Annotated in this window: 17 protein-coding genes; 11 read left to right on the forward strand and 6 right to left on the reverse strand. The window is 67.9% G+C overall.

What is annotated here, in order from left to right:
* Positions 1-65: 65 nt before the first annotated feature.
* On the forward strand, positions 66-362 hold the full coding sequence (locus tag AB0M22_RS07525; protein WP_364722285.1) for a 4a-hydroxytetrahydrobiopterin dehydratase: 297 nt from the start codon (positions 66-68) through the stop codon (positions 360-362).
* Positions 363-367: 5 nt separating this feature from the next.
* Here AB0M22_RS07525 and AB0M22_RS07530 read toward each other — a convergent pair whose 3' ends face one another.
* Positions 368-1,636 (reverse strand): mannosyltransferase, encoded by a 1,269-nt coding sequence (locus AB0M22_RS07530; RefSeq protein ID WP_364722287.1) that lies wholly within the window; start codon positions 1,634-1,636, stop codon positions 368-370.
* Between the two features lie 299 nt (positions 1,637-1,935).
* On the opposite strand from AB0M22_RS07530, the gene AB0M22_RS07535 reads away from it, so the two are divergent.
* Both AB0M22_RS07535 and AB0M22_RS07540 read left to right on the forward strand, forming a co-directional pair.
* Positions 1,936-2,724 (forward strand): hypothetical protein, encoded by a 789-nt coding sequence (locus tag AB0M22_RS07535; RefSeq protein ID WP_364722289.1) that lies wholly within the window; start codon positions 1,936-1,938, stop codon positions 2,722-2,724.
* Positions 2,725-2,846: 122 nt separating this feature from the next.
* Positions 2,847-3,206, forward strand: a complete 360-nt coding sequence (locus tag AB0M22_RS07540) for a hypothetical protein (RefSeq protein ID WP_150402302.1) — start codon at positions 2,847-2,849, stop codon at positions 3,204-3,206.
* Between the two features lie 10 nt (positions 3,207-3,216).
* Here the strand turns inward: AB0M22_RS07540 and AB0M22_RS07545 are convergent, their stop codons facing one another.
* The 3 genes from AB0M22_RS07545 to AB0M22_RS07555 all read right to left on the reverse strand — a co-directional run bounded on the left by AB0M22_RS07545 (position 3,217) and on the right by AB0M22_RS07555 (position 6,070).
* On the reverse strand, positions 3,217-3,924 hold the full coding sequence (locus tag AB0M22_RS07545) for a DUF1906 domain-containing protein (RefSeq protein ID WP_364722292.1): 708 nt from the start codon (positions 3,922-3,924) through the stop codon (positions 3,217-3,219).
* Positions 3,925-4,133: 209 nt separating this feature from the next.
* Positions 4,134-5,261, reverse strand: a complete 1,128-nt coding sequence (locus tag AB0M22_RS07550) for a hypothetical protein (protein ID WP_364722294.1) — start codon at positions 5,259-5,261, stop codon at positions 4,134-4,136.
* A 233-nt stretch (positions 5,262-5,494) separates the two neighbouring features.
* Positions 5,495-6,070: a CHAP domain-containing protein gene (locus AB0M22_RS07555; RefSeq protein WP_364722296.1), complete on the reverse strand. Its 576-nt coding sequence runs from the start codon at positions 6,068-6,070 to the stop codon at positions 5,495-5,497.
* A 235-nt stretch (positions 6,071-6,305) separates the two neighbouring features.
* On the opposite strand from AB0M22_RS07555, the gene AB0M22_RS07560 reads away from it, so the two are divergent.
* The 6 genes from AB0M22_RS07560 (at position 6,306) to AB0M22_RS07585 (ending at position 10,644) form a co-directional block, all read left to right on the forward strand.
* Positions 6,306-6,557, forward strand: a complete 252-nt coding sequence (locus AB0M22_RS07560) for a type II toxin-antitoxin system VapB family antitoxin (RefSeq protein WP_364722298.1) — start codon at positions 6,306-6,308, stop codon at positions 6,555-6,557.
* Positions 6,554-6,946: a type II toxin-antitoxin system VapC family toxin gene (locus AB0M22_RS07565; protein WP_364722300.1), complete on the forward strand. Its 393-nt coding sequence runs from the start codon at positions 6,554-6,556 to the stop codon at positions 6,944-6,946. Before AB0M22_RS07560 ends, AB0M22_RS07565 begins: the two co-directional genes overlap by 4 nt.
* Before the next feature lie 105 nt (positions 6,947-7,051).
* Positions 7,052-7,702, forward strand: coding sequence for an ABC transporter permease (locus AB0M22_RS07570; protein WP_364724008.1), 651 nt, complete (start codon positions 7,052-7,054; stop codon positions 7,700-7,702).
* Positions 7,695-8,894: an ATP-binding cassette domain-containing protein gene (locus AB0M22_RS07575; RefSeq protein WP_364722302.1), complete on the forward strand. Its 1,200-nt coding sequence runs from the start codon at positions 7,695-7,697 to the stop codon at positions 8,892-8,894. Before AB0M22_RS07570 ends, AB0M22_RS07575 begins: the two co-directional genes overlap by 8 nt.
* Positions 8,891-9,673, forward strand: coding sequence for an ABC transporter permease subunit (locus AB0M22_RS07580; RefSeq protein ID WP_364722304.1), 783 nt, complete (start codon positions 8,891-8,893; stop codon positions 9,671-9,673). The genes AB0M22_RS07575 and AB0M22_RS07580 overlap by 4 nt, the downstream gene beginning before the upstream one ends.
* A complete protein-coding gene (locus AB0M22_RS07585) occupies positions 9,670-10,644 on the forward strand; it encodes a glycine betaine ABC transporter substrate-binding protein (RefSeq protein ID WP_364722306.1) in 975 nt (324 codons plus the stop codon). Before AB0M22_RS07580 ends, AB0M22_RS07585 begins: the two co-directional genes overlap by 4 nt.
* Before the next feature lie 72 nt (positions 10,645-10,716).
* Here AB0M22_RS07585 and AB0M22_RS07590 read toward each other — a convergent pair whose 3' ends face one another.
* Entirely contained in the window at positions 10,717-11,403 is a 687-nt protein-coding gene (locus AB0M22_RS07590; protein WP_364722308.1) for a TIGR03086 family metal-binding protein, read from the reverse strand.
* A 53-nt stretch (positions 11,404-11,456) separates the two neighbouring features.
* Between AB0M22_RS07590 and AB0M22_RS07595 the strand changes: the two genes are divergently transcribed.
* Together AB0M22_RS07595 and AB0M22_RS07600 are read left to right on the forward strand one after the other, a co-directional pair.
* Positions 11,457-12,425 (forward strand): WYL domain-containing protein, encoded by a 969-nt coding sequence (locus tag AB0M22_RS07595; RefSeq protein WP_364722310.1) that lies wholly within the window; start codon positions 11,457-11,459, stop codon positions 12,423-12,425.
* A gap of 19 nt (positions 12,426-12,444) precedes the next feature.
* Positions 12,445-13,365, forward strand: a complete 921-nt coding sequence (locus tag AB0M22_RS07600) for an alpha/beta hydrolase (RefSeq protein WP_364722312.1) — start codon at positions 12,445-12,447, stop codon at positions 13,363-13,365.
* Positions 13,366-13,457: 92 nt separating this feature from the next.
* Here AB0M22_RS07600 and AB0M22_RS07605 read toward each other — a convergent pair whose 3' ends face one another.
* A complete protein-coding gene (locus AB0M22_RS07605) occupies positions 13,458-14,915 on the reverse strand; it encodes an MFS transporter (protein ID WP_364722314.1) in 1,458 nt (485 codons plus the stop codon).
* Positions 14,916-14,945: the final 30 nt, after the last annotated feature.

Raw genomic sequence — 14,945 nt, forward strand, 5'->3', positions numbered from 1 at the left:
CCCGTTGCGCTCGAACGTTCCGGCAATGACGGACATCACTCTCGGCACAGGTGTAGAACCGGGTTATGAGCGCCCCGCTGCTGACCGAAACCGAACTCGAACAGTCTCTGACCGACCTGCCCGACTGGACCAGGGACGGCGATGTGCTGACCCGCACCGTCCAGGCGCCCACCTTCCTCGCGGGCATCGAACTGGTCCGCCAGGTCGCCGAGGCGGCCGAGGCCGCCAATCACCATCCCGACATCGATATCCGCTGGCGCAAGGTCTCGTTCGCGCTGTCCACCCATGATTCCGGCGGCCTCACCGCGCTGGACGTCGAGCTGGCGGGCAAGATCGACCACCTGGCCGCGCAGCTCGGCTGACCGGCTCAGGCGGCGCGCGCCTGGCCTTCGGTGGCCACGCGCGCCGCTGCTTCCGGCTCCGCTTTCGCATCGCGGCCCACCCGGATCACCCAGAGGAAGAAGACCAGCGCGCCGAGCACGTCCACCGCGCCGAGCCAGGCCAGCACGGCGGGCCGCGGAATCGTCCAGATCGAATCCTGGAAGAACGAGAGCACCCACGGCACCCCGATCAGCGTGTTCACCAGCCAGTAGCCCGCGATGATTTTCGCCCCCGGCGCGCGCCGCAGCGGTCCGTAGAGCAGCCACAGCACCATCGGCAGCAGCCAGACCCAGTGATGCGACCAGGAGATCGGCGAGACCAGCAGCCCGAACAGCTGCACCATGATCAGCGTGCCCATCCGGTCGTCCGGCCCGAGCACCCGCCAGGCGAAGAACGCCAGCACCGCGACCACCAGCACCCCGGCCATCCACCACGGCCCGGATTGCACGTCGTAGCCGAGGATTCGGCTCAGCGTGCCGCGCAGCGACTGGTTCCACACCGAGCCGACCGGGCCGATCCGGTCCGCGTCGCCGAGCAGCGTGCCGAAGTAGCGCCGCGCCTCGTGCGGGGCGATCAGGAAGCTGATCCCGACCGTCGCGCCGAACACCACCGCCGACCAGAGCACCGCCAGCCAGCGCCGCTGGGCGACGAAGTACAGACCGCTGATCGCCGGGGTCAGCTTGATCCCGGCGATGACGCCGACCAGCCCGCCGGACAACCACCAGCGCGAGCTGCGCACCGCGAGCATCGCGCCGAGCACCAGGAACACATTGACCTGGCCGTAGTCGATCGTGGTGCGCACCGGTTCCATCCACATGCCGAGCGCGGTCCAGCCGACCGTCGCGGCCTGCCAGCCGGGTTCGCTCGCCCGCTCCGCGCCGAGGATCAGCTCCAACGCGATGCGCACGACCACATAGAGCGCGGCGACGGTGGCCAGCAACCAGCCGACCGCGACGGCGGTGAACGGCAGGTAGTGCAGCGGGAAGAAGACCAGCGCGGCGAAGGGTGGATAGGTGAACGGCAGCGGGAAGTCCGGCGTCTTCTCCGCGTAGGTGAAGTCGTAGAGCTTGTCGGTCAGCAGCGACGCCGATCCGTCCACGTACACGTGGAGGTCGACGACGTTGAGTCCGTTCTTGTTCAAGAACATCCAGAGCAGCCGCGCCAGCACGGACAGACCGAGTGCCGAGACAGCCCATCGGAGTTGACGGTTCAAATCGCAGGCTTTCGACTCGGGTGCGGTAGGTCGGCCCGGCACCCGGCGTTGCGAGTGTTCGGCGACAAGAATGGATGGCTGCGACTAGATTAACCGCAGCGCCGATCCCGATCGCCGCGCCCTCGTATCATCAGATCCCTTCCGAATCACTGATAACATTTGCATCACCTTTCACACCAGTAACACCAGTAGCGCGCTACCGTCTGATAACACTGATCGTCCGCAGCACCTGTAGGGCGACGCAGCTGTACACATAGCCGCGATGTCCCTAGAGTGACCCCCGAAACGATGGCTTTTCAGCATCGGCCCCAGATGTACCCGAGGTAAGGACGGCTAGACCAGTGCTTCGCACCCGAGGACCGCGGATTGCATTGTCCGCGCTCGCCATCGCGGCGAGCGCCACGCTTGCCGCGCCGATGACGACAGCTGTCGCGGCGCCCGCGCCCGCGCCTGCGGCGACCCCGAACTCCGTGCCCATGGTCCCGGAGGGTGTCCCGATCGACGCCCTCGCCGCGCTGGCCCCCGCCATCGTCGGCTCGATCGCCGGCCCCGCCGATATCGCGGCAGGCCCGCAGTCGGCCATCCTCGATCAGGCCCGCAAACTGCTTGCGACGCTGGCCCTCCCGCCGCAGATCAAGTCGACGCTGGAACGGATCATCACCTTCCTCGACGGCAGCGGTGGCGGTGGCCCCGAGCTGCCGCAGGAGGGTCCGGTCATCGCCCAGTTCCTCTACCCGACGATCGGCAAGGGCTGCATCGGCCCGACCGCCGACTCGATCGGCACCGCGCTCGCGGTGGCGGGCCCGGCCCAGCTGCCGCCGCCCGGACCGAAGGCCGGCCAGGCCGGGTTCGTCTTCACCGCGCTCGGCACCAAAGCGCCGACGGTGGAACAGAATCCGCCGATGACCGTGCAGTGGATGAACCTGGACACCCGGCAGTCCGGCCTGCTGCCGCTGACCGACGAGGCCAAGATCAACCCCGGTGGCCCGGCCACCCTGTCCGCGATCGCCGACACCGGCGCGGGCCGCGTCGTCGCGGTCATCTCCGGCTCGCTGACCACCAAGGCCGATGACGCCGACCCGCGGACCTGCTCGTTCCTGCCGACGCTGGGATTCTTCACCGTCGCATAAGTTCTGCACGCATAACGGCGGCGACTCTCCGGAGTCGCCGCCGTTGTCGTTTTTACGACACCACTACGGAGAAACGCCGCGATGACCACTGCGCGGGTGTTGATTGTGGTAGACCGCTAACTATGGCGACGATCGAACATTCGATACGGCCCGGCCGCTCCATCCGGAGCAGGCGCTCGCATCGATCGATACTGTCTATCCGGTCCGAGGGCTCGATTCTGTCCATCGGCTCGGCCTACTCGATCCTGTCGATCGGCAGCGTGGGCTCGGTGTTGTCGATCGGGTCGGTCGGCTCGTTCGGGTCGGCCATCTCCTCATTCTCGTTCACCAGCCTCGGGTCGGCGTTCTCCGGCCTGTCCCGCTGGTCGCTGTTCTCCTGGCTCGGCGATCACGAGGCGCCGGACTCCCGCCCGACGTTGCGGGTGGTGCCGGACGAGGAACCCGATCTGCGCGAAGCGCCGTTGAGCCACTGCCAGACCTAGGGCCGGCGGCTCACCACTGCCCGTAGTCGGCGGCGAGCGCATTGTTGAGATCGATGCCGATGCCGTCGAGCGAGCGCTTGTCGATTTCGAACTGGTGCAGGTGCGCGGCGGGGTGCACGACCCCGTTGGAGCCCCAATTGTGCTGCCAATACCAGGAACACAGGCCTGCGGCGCGAGCCAGTTCGATGGTGGGGGCGTTGGCGTACATGCCGGTGTTCTCCTTGCCGAGCACCGACTGCCAGCCGAGCAGGTAGGGCGCGATCATGGTGGCGAACTCGACCGCGGTCGGGTTGTCATCGATCGACGCGTAGATGGGCACGCCCTCGGGGCCACCCGCATCGAGGTGCAGGTCGAGCCCGCGCTGCGCGTGCTTCTTGCCCGCCTCCAGCCCACCACGCCAGTCCGCGGTCGGCCCCTTGCCGAACTGGTAGCAGGACACGATGTCCAGGTTTGCCGCGTGCAGCTCGTCGACCTCGTTGGCGCGCAGCGGCTTGCCCGCCATCCATTCCGCGCCGGGCCGCCGGTCCGAGACGTACCGGATGACGCCGAGATGCCCGGCGTCCCTGATCGATTCGGCCGACGGCACGCCGCCCGCGTAATCGATCAAGGTGCCGTAACCGGAGGCGGCCGCGGGCTTCGCGGAAACGGTCAGGCCGATCGCGGCTGCCGCTGCGGCATACCCGAATAGCTCACGCCGGGATACAGAACTGGAACGCATCGCAGGACTCCTTCGCGCAACCCCGACCATGGATGGCAGCGTGCCCGGCGCACCTTCCCCAAACTTTTTTCGCACGCGCCGGGAGCCTCGAACGTGTACTTATTTCACCATATTCACATAGGAACCGCTAGACCCACGGGACACACCCTTTCACATTGGTCACACTGGTGTGCCTGGGTGAATGCGGATCGAACTCGGGCGGGCTCGCCCTATCGCACGCCGTCCATGCGCGCGGCGACGTCGATGGTCCGCCCGGAACCGTTGGCGAGTTCCTTGCTCACGACGCTCGCCACCTGGGCGATCACCTGCTTCTTGATGCCCGCGAGCGCGCCGAGCGTCGCCGCCCGCACGCCGTGCGCCTTGAACTCCAGGCGGATGTCGTCCAGATCCGGCGGCGGCACATCGATGACCACGAGCAACGGATCGGCGGCGCGCGCGGTCAGCACCAGCGGCACCTCCACGTCGGCGCGATAGCGATTGGACTTGAGCACGTCCACGGTGATGTCGAGGCTGACCGGCAGGGTCAGGTCGAAAGACCGTGGCGTGTCCGTCTTGTCGTCGAGCTGCGGCACCCGGACGCTGCCCCGCACCGTGACCGTCGCCGATTTACCCGGTCCGGTCTTCAGCGGCCCGATCTCGATCGGCCGCCCCGCCATCCGCTCCACCACGTCGAACACCCGCTCCCGGGTCACGATGCGGGAGAAGAACCGGTGCCCGAATTCGTCGTAGCCGATCCAGTCGAACTCCGCCTGCTCCCGATGTTCCGACCGGGTGCCGCTCACGATGGCCTCGACGTCGAAGACCCGGCTGCGGCGGGCCTGCGGGTCGGCGAGCATGGCGTTCACCCGCGAGGCGACCTCGCGTTGCACCAGGCCCGCGATCGGATCGAGCAGCATCTCCCCCGCCGCGTCCATCGCCTGGGCGCGCAGCACGAAGCTGACGTCGCGCTGGGTGACCGGCGGGATATCGATGACGATCAGCAACGGGTCGGCGGTGCGCGCGTGCAGGGTCAGGTCGATCTCGACCCTGGCTTCCAGCCGCAGCTTCTTGCCGCCGAGCATCACCTTCAGCGCCAATGACACCGGCACGGTCACGTCGAACGTGACGTGCGGGCCGCTGTGCAGCACCTTCGGCGTGCCGACCTTGCCCTCGGCGACGAAGCCCGCGAGTCCGGCCGGGCCGAGGGAGAACGGGCCGATCGTCATGCCGCGCCCGGTCATCCCGGACACCGCGGCCTCGATCCGGTCCTTCGTCACCGCGTGCGTGACGAAGCGTTCGCCGAAATCGGCATAGTCGATCCAGGTCGGATCGCTACTCGGTTCGTCGGTCGACTGCATCAGATGTTCCGGAACCCTCACCGCTCGATGGACAACGGACACGGTACGCGACCGACATTGCCCAGAACTTGCACGAGTCTGAACCCGAGATCCCCGTCCTGCCGATGAGGGGGAGGCAGGGCGGGGATCGGCGACGGCGCTGCCGGGCGCCGTCACTATCTATCGTAGGGCTATCGCGCGCGCTCATCGGCCGTCTCCGCCCACCAGCTACCGCAGGCGGCCGGCAATCTTGCTCACAATCGGCCGAATCCCACGATTCCCGGCGCCTGGGCCAGCGCGAACGTGTGGATACTCACCTCGCCGAACTCGTTGCCGCCGATGGTCGTCACCACCCCCGCCTCGGATTTCAGCACAATGTTCGTGTGCTGGCCGAACGGGCTGGTGCTGTCGTACATCAGCACGTCACCCAGGCGCGGCTGGTACGTGCCGATCGGCGCGAACCGCCCGGCATTCGCGTAGTACTCCTGCAACGTGTAAACGCCCGGGATCCGCCACGAACCCGAGTTCGGGTTCGCCAGCGGCGCCCCCGACTCCCGCATCACCCAGCTGACGAAGTCCGCACACCACGGTTCGCTCACCCCTTCGGCGTACTTGTCCCCCGAACCCGGACTACGGAATTCCTGCGCCGTCACCGCGACGATCTCGGCCTGCGTCGGATCCAGCGCCGACTTGTCGATCGCGGGGAACGCGGTGCTGCGTTCCCCGACGATGGCCGCCGGACTCGAATGGTCCTGCCACCAACGGACTCCGACAACCCCGGCCGCCGCAAGCGCGATCACGACCAGCCCGACCACGAGCCACGGCCCCACCCGCCGACCTGACTGCTCATGTCGGCCGCCCGCGCCGCGTTGCCGCACTCGATGCGAGCCTCTGACCTGCTGTTCCGGCATCTCTCCCCCACGTTCGTCGTGCGCGCGGCCGGTCTCGGCCCTTGCTGAATTGGACGAACGAGCGGCCCGAACGGTTCCCCTCGAAAAACCATTTCCAGCGCGCAGATCTCGAGGTAGATTTCCACCATCCCCGCACGGAAGGGTAGAAACCAGCATGAGTCTGAATATCAAGAACGAGGCGGTGCACGCCTTGGTGCGTGAGGCAGCGGAGCGGACGGGGATGTCCCAGACCAGCGTTGTCGAGGAGGCACTGAAACGCATGTTGAAAGAACTTGATGCCGAACAACACACTCGGCTCGAAAAGCTCCGGCTGATCGTGGACGATATGCACACGATCCTGCGGGAATCCGGGCACCTGCCGTTGACCACCGACGATCTCTACGATGAGGACGGGATGCCCGCATGATCGTCGACGCGTCTGCCCTGCTCGCCATCCTCAACGAGGAACCCGAGTCAGAATCGTTCACCGAGGTTCTGGGATCGACCCACAGCCTCGCGATGTCGGTCATCAACCATTTCGAGGTGGCGATCAAAGTCGACCGGCATCCGAACCCGGTGCTCGCCCGGCGCGCGGACCAACTGATGGACACCGCAAAGATCGAGCTCGTTCCGGTCTCGCTCGAACAGGCCGCCATCGCCCGAGCCGCGTATCGCGATTTCGGCAAGGGCAGCGGCCACAAGGCACAGCTCAATCTCGGCGATTGCTTCGCGTACGCACTCGCCACGGTCACCAAGAAGCCGCTGCTCTACAAGGGCAACGACTTCGTCCACACCGATATCAGATCCGCGGTCTGACCTCGGCGCTCGATTCCGGGCGGCGCGCCGCCGCCCGGAATACCGTCCGGGCGAAGCGAATCCGCGCTACCCTCCCAGAACACCGGGCGACGGGGAGGTACGACCCTGGACACGCTGTGGACTTTCGTAGTACACCGGCGACATCAGCTGCTCATCGACTCCTACCTACATGTGTCGGCGGTGTTGCAGTCGGTGCTGATCGCGACCGTGGTCGCGGTGCTGATCGGAATCCTGGTGCACCGCAGCCCGATCGGCTCGTCCCTCTCGACGGCCGTCGCCAGCGCCATCCTCACGGTGCCGTCGTTCGCGCTGCTCGGCCTGCTGATTCCGATACTCGGCCTCGGCGTCGCCCCGACGATCACCGCGCTGGTGCTCTACGCGCTGCTGCCGATCCTGCGCAACACGATCATCGGCCTGTCCTCGGTGGATCCCGCGGTGACCGACGCGGCCCGCGGCGTCGGCATGAACCGCCTGCGCGTGCTCACCGCCATCGAACTCCCCCTCGCCTGGCCCGCCATCCTGGCCGGCATCCGGGTCAGCACGCAGCTGATCATGGGCATTCTCGCCATCGCCGCGTACGCCAAGGGCCCGGGGCTCGGCAACCTCATCTTCTCCGGACTGGCTCGCCTCGGCAGCCCGAACGCGGTGCCGCAGGCCCTGGTCGGCACGGTGCTGATCGTCGTACTCGCGCTCGTACTGGACGGGATCTACGTCCTCATCGGACGGCTCACCACCTCGAGGGGAATTCGTGACTGACACCGAAACCCGTTCCGGCGGCATCGAATCGGCGGTGTCGGGCGAGGAGATCGTGCTCGACGCGGTCACCAAACGCTATCCGGGCCAGCACGATCCGGCCGTCGACGCGGTGTCGATGACCATCCCGGCCGGCGAAATCGTCGTGCTCGTCGGACCTTCCGGCTGCGGCAAGACCACCACCATGCGGATGATCAACCGGCTGATCGAGCCGACCTCGGGCACCATCACCATCGGCGGCCGCGACGCCGCGTCGATGAATCCCGACGAATTGCGCCGCGGCATCGGCTATTCGATCCAGCAGGCCGGACTGTTCCCGCACATGACCGTCGCCAAGAATGTCGCGACGGTGCCCGGCCTGATCGGCTGGGACCGCAAGCGGATCGCCGCCCGCACCGACGAGATGCTCGACCTGGTCGGACTCGATCCCGACACCTACCGCGACCGCTACCCGCGCCAGCTGTCCGGCGGTCAGCAGCAACGCGTCGGGGTGGCCCGCGCGCTCGCCGCCGACCCGCCGGTGCTGCTGATGGACGAGCCGTTCGGCGCGGTCGATCCGATCACCCGCGGGCTGCTGCAAGACGAATTGCTGCGGCTGCAAGGCGAATTGGGCAAGACCATCGTCTTCGTCACGCACGACTTCACCGAGGCGGTCAAGCTCGGCGACCGAATCGCGGTGCTGGGCAACCAGTCCCGCATCCTGCAATACGACACCCCGGCGGCGGTGCTCGCCGATCCCGCGGACGAGACCGTCGCCGGCTTCGTCGGCGCGGACGCCTCGCTCAAGCAGCTCACCCTCACCCGGGTGAGCGATGTCGACATGGGGCAATGCCCGACCGCGGTCGAGGACGAGCCGGTCGACGCGCTGCGGACCGCGCTGGCCGGGCAGGACTGGCCGTGGGCGCTGGTGCTCGACCAGCAGCGCCGCCCACTGCGCTGGGTCTCGGCCGAACACCTGGCGCACGCGAAGTCGTTGCGCGGCACCGGAACCCCGATCGGCGAACCGCTCTCGCTGCGCTCGACCTTGCAGGACGCGCTGGAGGCCCTGCTCGCGGATCAGACGGCGAACGCGGTGATCACCGGCAAGCGCGGCGAATACGTCGGACTGATCAACATCGACACCTTGGTCGCCCATCTCTCGGCGATGCGCGCCGAACACGGATCCGGCCGGCCCGCGGCGGGTGACGCGCCATGACGGCGGCCACCGGCACCCCGCCCGTGACCGCCGCGCCCGCCGCTCAGCGCCGGGCCGAACGCATCCGGCTGTTCGTCCAGCCGGTGGTCGTGCTGATCCTGACCGCGGGCGTGCTGGTGTGGGCCTTCGCCCGCGACCTGACCACCACCCAGCAGGCCAGCCTCAATACCCGCAACATCGTGACCGTCACCTGGCAGCACATCCTGATCTCGGCGACCGTCGTGCTGATCGTCATCGCCGTCGCGGTACCGCTCGGCACGCTGCTCACCCGCCCCGGATATCGCCGTCTGGCACCGGTTTTCGTCGGCATCGCCAATATCGGCGCGGCCGCACCGGCCATCGGCCTGATCGTGCTGTTCTATCTGGCCACCCGCACCACCGGCTTCTGGATCGGCGTCGCGCCGATCGCGTTCTATTCGCTGCTTCCGGTGCTGCGCAACACGATCCTCGGCTATCAGCAGGTGGATCAGACGCTCACCGACGCCGGCCGCGGGCAGGGCATGTCGGCGGTAACGGTGTTGCGCCGCATCGAGTTTCCGCTCGCGGTGCCCTACATCCTGGCCGGCCTGCGCACCTCGCTGGTGCTGGCGGTCGGCACCGCGACGCTGTCGTTCCTGGTGAGCGCCGGTGGTCTGGGCATCCTGATCGACACCGGCTACAAGCTGCGGGACAACGTCACGCTGGTGGTCGGCGCCGTCCTCGCGGTCGCGCTCGCCCTGCTGGTCGACTGGCTCGGCGCGCTCGCCGAACAGTTCCTCGGGCCGAGGGGGCTCAAATGAACCGGCGCTGGCGCGGGATGGCATTGGCGGCCGGAGTCCTGCTGGTCGCGGCCTGCGGCCTGGAATCCGGTGGCGCGGTGCCGCTTCGGGTGGGGCCGGGCAGCATCGTTGCGGTGCCGGAACTCGACGGAGTCCGAATCATCGTGGGGTCCAAAGACTTCACCGAGCAGAACATCCTCGGCTACATCGTCGAGTTCGCCATGTCGGCGGCCGGCGCGCAGGTGCGCGACCTGACGAACATCCAGGGCTCCAACAGTCTTCGCGACGCCCAGCTGCACGGCCAGATCGACGTCGCCTACGACTACACCGGCACCGGCTGGATCAACTACCTCGGCAAGGAGACCCCGATCCCGGACGAGGTGGAGCAGTTCAACGCCGTCCGCGACGCCGATCTCGCCGCGCACGGCATGGTGTGGACCGACATGGCGCCGATGAACAACACCTACGCGCTGTTGATGAGCCAGGCCACCGCACAGGAGACCGGCGTGCGGACCCTGTCGGACTACGCCGCGCTGATCGCGAAGGACCCGGGCGCCGCGGCCACCTGCGTCGGCACCGAATTCAATGTGCGCCAGGACGGCTACCCCGGCCTAGCCCGCAAATACAACATCGATGTCGGCAAGGTCCGCAAACAGATCGTGCAGGACGCCGTGGTCTATCAGGCGACCGCCGATGGCAAGCAGTGCAAGTTCGGCTCCGTGGCCGCGACCGACGGTCGCATTCCCGCGCTGAACCTCATTCTGCTGCAAGACGATCAGCGCTTCTTTCCGAAATACAATGCGGCCGTGGTGATGCGGAAATCCTTCGCCGACGCGCACCCGCAGGTCGCCACCGTCCTGGCGCCGATCTCGGAGCGTCTCACCAACGAAGCCATCACGGAGCTGAATCGGCAGGTCGATGTCGAGGGCCGCGAGCCCGCCGATGTGGCCCGCGACTGGATGGTCGCCCAGGGCTTCGTCACCGCACGCTGACGATTTCGACCGCGCCCCAACGGTTCCCCCGAGCAGCAAAGGTGCGCGGCGAATGCCGCGCACCGCGCCACATCAGACGCGCGGCACCCGGCCGAGGTAGTGCAGCAGCTCGGCGACCGCGCCCTCATCGGACGTTCCGTCGACGATCGCCGCGTAGGCGCCCCACTGACGCAGCGGCTCAACGATTTCCGCTTCCTCGCCGCTACCCGGCGCGGGCTGTCCGGTACGCGCGGCGGTGAGCAGGTATCCCGCCAGCTCCTCGGTCAGCGGCGAGGCCTGCCCGGTCCCGATCGCGATATCCCAGGCGTGCACAGCCGCATCCAGCGCGCACATCACCGCGGCGACCGAAGTCGGCATCGCGCCGTGCGGCAGCGGGGTCGGCACGGTCTCGGTGCTGTCGGTGACGGTCGCCCACGCGGCGGCGGTCTGCTCGATCGCGTCGTCGACCAGCGCGACCAGCGTGCCGTCGACGGTGCCGGACGGATCGAACGGGTTGTACGCGGGGCCGGCGCCGATCCCGAGCGCCGCGGCGTAGGCCAGCTGGTCGCCGGCGGCGTGCTGGATCACCTGCGTTACGGTCCACTCCGAGCACGGGGTCGGCAGCTGCCACTGGTCGTCGCGGACGCCGGCGACCACGTTTGCCAGGGCGCGGTAGGACTCTGCGAGCACGTCGCGCCACACCGGGTTGAGGGTGGCGATGGAGGTGGTGGTGACGTTCATGTCCGGGCCTTTCGAGAGGGTGTTCCTTGCTTCTGACATCAGCTTATGAGTCCATTAGGCTAATTTCGTTCCTAATGATCCGGAGGTGAAATGTGACGCCGACCACAGTTCGCGTACTACGTTTGCTGGCCCTGCTCCAAGATCGCGCGCACACCGGCAGGGAGCTGGCCGACCGGCTGTCGATCACCGACCGAACCCTGCGCAACGACATCCAGCGCCTGCGCGAACTCGGCTATCCGGTGCAGGCGCAACGCGGTGCGATCGGCGGCTATCGCCTGGGTCGCGGCACCACCATGCCGCCGCTGCTGCTGGACGACGACGAGGCCGTGGCGGTCGCGGTGGCCGTCGGACTGGCCGAGGACGGCGCGACCGGGATCGCGGACATCACCGACAACGTCACCCGCGCCCTGGCCAAACTCGACCAGATCCTGCCGAAACGCTTGCAGCGCAAGGTGACCGCGCTGCGCGAGGCCACCGCCATCGGCCCGGCCACCACCGGCTCGCGCGAACCCGACGCCCCGGTCCCCGCCGCGATCCTGACCACGCTGGCCGGCGCCATCCGCGATGCCGCCACCGTCCTGATCGAACAGACCGAGCAGGATCGCGGCGAAGAAGTCGAGCCGTATCGACTCATCAATTGGCAGCGCCGCTGGTACCTGGTCGCCTACCACCTCGAAACCCATTCCTGGAGCGCAATTCCGGTCGCCCGGATTCAGCAGGCCGACCCGGGTACTCGCCGTTTCGCCGCCCGCGCGCTCCCCGACGACGACCTGGTCGCCTTCGTCATGCGCCACATTGCCAGCACCGGCTGGAAGGTGCACGCCCGGGTCACCGTGCTGGCTCCGGCCGAAACCGTCATCGCCAGAATCAATCCCGCGGTCGGCGTCGTCGAGGCGGTCGACGCCGACACCTGCGTGCTGATCACCGGCGCCGACGCCATGGAGACCCTCGCCATCTACCTGAGCATGCTGATGATGGACTTCCGCATCGACGACCCACCGGAGCTGGTCGAGCACATCCGCACCCTCGCCCGCCGCTACACCGAGGCCGTCGCCCCGTAACCGGCATAGGCTGAACTTCGTGGCCGACAACCAGTTGTTCCTGGAACCGAACATCGGAAAGCCCACCGAGCAGGTCGGCTACTTCGCGACCCGAGCAGGTTTCGACCGATTCGCCGCCGCGTACACCGCCGGTCTGGCCGAACTACCCACGCCCGCCGAACAGGTCGCCGTGCCGACCTCGTTCGGCCCGGTCCGCGCCTACCGCTTCGGCGACGCGGGCGGTACCCCGATCGTCCTGCTGTCCGGTCGCCAGGCCTCGACGCCGATGTGGGGCGCGAACCTGCCCGGCCTGATGGCCGGCCACACCATCTGGTCGATCGACAGCATCGGCGAGCCCGGTGCCAGCACTCAGCACAAACAGCTCGTCACCCCGATCGACCAGGCGACCTGGGTCGCCGAGGCCCTCGCCGGTCTCGGACTGCACCGCGCGCATCTGCTCGGCGTCAGCATCGGCGGCTGGCTGGCCACCCGGGTCGCCCTGCACCGCCCCGAATGCGTGGCCTCGGTGACCCTGCTCGATCCGGCGAATACCTTTGCGCCCCTTACCTGGAAGATGATCGTCGTCTCGCTCGGCAGCATCATCCCCGGGCTGCCGAAGCGGGTGCGCTACTGGCTGCTCAGCTGGATCTCCGGCGGCATCCCGGTGGACGACTCGATCCCCGAGGGACGCCTGATCGCTTCCGCCATGCGCGATTTCACCTCCGCGCAGCCGATGCCGGTGCGCCCGACCGCCGAGGAACTGGCCACAATCAAGGTGCCGGTACTCGCAATCCTGGCCGGGCGCAGCATTGTTCACAACGCGACCCATGCCGCCGAAACCGCCCGCACCATCCCCGGTGCGCAGGTCGAGGTCTGGCCGGAAGCCTCACACGCGATCAACGGCGAGTTCCCGGAGCGGATAGCCGAACGCGTCGCCGAGTTCACCGCCGGTCTTCAATAGCCCGTCAGAGCGAAGCGCGCGGTCGCAGGGGTAGCTGACCCATGAAAAGAGCCGACCCGGACGAATCCGGGTCGGCTCCAATGCTGCTCAGATCAGGCGTGTCCCACCGTCGCCGCCGCGTCCGGCGCCTTGCGCATCGGGATCAGCGCGGTCAGTACGATCGCGACGATGGCCGCGGCCGTGGCGATCAGGAACGTGGTGTGGAACCCGTCGCGCGACGGGAAGACGTGCACACCGAGCTGCATGGTCATGTGCGCCAGCACGACGCTCATCACGGCCGACGAAGTCGACGTGCCGACCGAACGCATCAGCGAGTTCAGCCCGTTGGCCGCGGCCGTCTCGGTGATCGGCACCGCGCCCATGATCAGCGCGGGCATCGCGGCGTAGGCCAGGCCGACGCCGGCGGCGACGATCATCGACGCCACCATGATTTCCCAGACGCTGTTCATCAGCACCACGGCGCACAGGTAGCCCGCCGCGATCACCGCGGAACCGAGCGCCAGGGTGATCTTCGGACCACGCGCGGCGGACAGCTTCGCCGACACCGGCGAGAGCAGGATCATCACGAATCCGGTTGGCGCCAGCGCCAATCCGGCGTTGACCATGGTCAGGCCGAAGCCGTAGCCGGTCTGCTCCGGCGCCATCAGCAGCTGCGGGAAGGTCAGCGACATGCCGTAGAGCGCGAAGCCGACCGCGACGGACGCGATATTGGTGAACAGCACCCGCGGCCGCGCCGAGACCCGCAGGTCGACCAGCGGCGAACGCTGACGCAGCTCATAGGCGCCCCAGCCGAGGAACACCACCAGCGACACCGCGAACAGGATCAGCGTGGTCGGGCTGCCCCAGCCCCAGTCCGCGCCCTTGGTGATCGGAATCAGCAAAGCCAGCAGCGCGATCGAAAGCCCCAGCGCGCCACCGAAATCGAAGCGCGCGGGGGTGCGCACCGGCGATTCCGGCACGAACACGAAAACCAGTGCGGCACAGATCAAGCCGAGGCCCGCCGCGGTCCAGAACAGCATGTGCCAGTCCGCGTTCTGCGCGATCGCCGCGGCCAGCGGCAGGCCGAGGGCACCGCCGACGCCGAGCGTGGCGCTCATGATCGCCATCGCCGAGCCCACCTTCTCGGCGGGCAGTTCGTCGCGCATGATGCTGATGCCCAACGGAATCGCGCCGACCGCGGCGCCTTGCAGCGACCGTCCGATGATCTCGGGGATCAGCGAGGTGAAGGCCGCGCAGACCACCGAACCGGCGACCAGCGAGAGTAGGTTGACGAACAGCACCCGGCGCTTGCCGAACATGTCGCCGAGGCGGCCGGAGATCGGGGTGAACACGGCGCCGGCCAGCAGCGTGGCGGTGACCACCCAGGAGGCGTTGGACGCCGAGGTGCTCAGCAGATCGGGCAACGACGGGATGATCGGGATGACCAGCGTCTGCATCAGCGAGACGACGACACCGACCATGCCGAGGGTCGCGATGAGGACGGCCGGCGATGGACGCCTTCGGTCGTCGGTATCGGAGACGGTCGAAGACGCGTCGGCAGCAACAGTCACAAATGTGCACGCTACACACGTTGTGTATCG

It is taken from the genome of Nocardia sp. NPDC051756, assembly GCF_040681495.1.
Taxonomy (GTDB): Bacteria; Actinomycetota; Actinomycetes; order Mycobacteriales; family Mycobacteriaceae; genus Nocardia.

Bases quoted from the DNA above. Each gene is read 5' to 3' on its own strand.
- AB0M22_RS07540 (WP_150402302.1), top strand. From the start codon at position 2,847: ATGGCGACGATCGAACATTCGATACGGCCCGGCCGCTCCATCCGGAGC.
- AB0M22_RS07565 (WP_364722300.1), top strand. From the start codon at position 6,554: ATGATCGTCGACGCGTCTGCCCTGCTCGCCATCCTCAACGAGGAACCC.
- AB0M22_RS07545 (WP_364722292.1), bottom strand. From the start codon at position 3,924: ATGCGTTCCAGTTCTGTATCCCGGCGTGAGCTATTCGGGTATGCCGCA.
- AB0M22_RS07585 (WP_364722306.1), top strand. From the start codon at position 9,670: ATGAACCGGCGCTGGCGCGGGATGGCATTGGCGGCCGGAGTCCTGCTG.
- AB0M22_RS07525 (WP_364722285.1), top strand. From the start codon at position 66: ATGAGCGCCCCGCTGCTGACCGAAACCGAACTCGAACAGTCTCTGACC.
- AB0M22_RS07560 (WP_364722298.1), top strand. From the start codon at position 6,306: ATGAGTCTGAATATCAAGAACGAGGCGGTGCACGCCTTGGTGCGTGAG.
- AB0M22_RS07550 (WP_364722294.1), bottom strand. From the start codon at position 5,261: ATGCAGTCGACCGACGAACCGAGTAGCGATCCGACCTGGATCGACTAT.
- AB0M22_RS07590 (WP_364722308.1), bottom strand. From the start codon at position 11,403: ATGTCAGAAGCAAGGAACACCCTCTCGAAAGGCCCGGACATGAACGTC.
- AB0M22_RS07580 (WP_364722304.1), top strand. From the start codon at position 8,891: ATGACGGCGGCCACCGGCACCCCGCCCGTGACCGCCGCGCCCGCCGCT.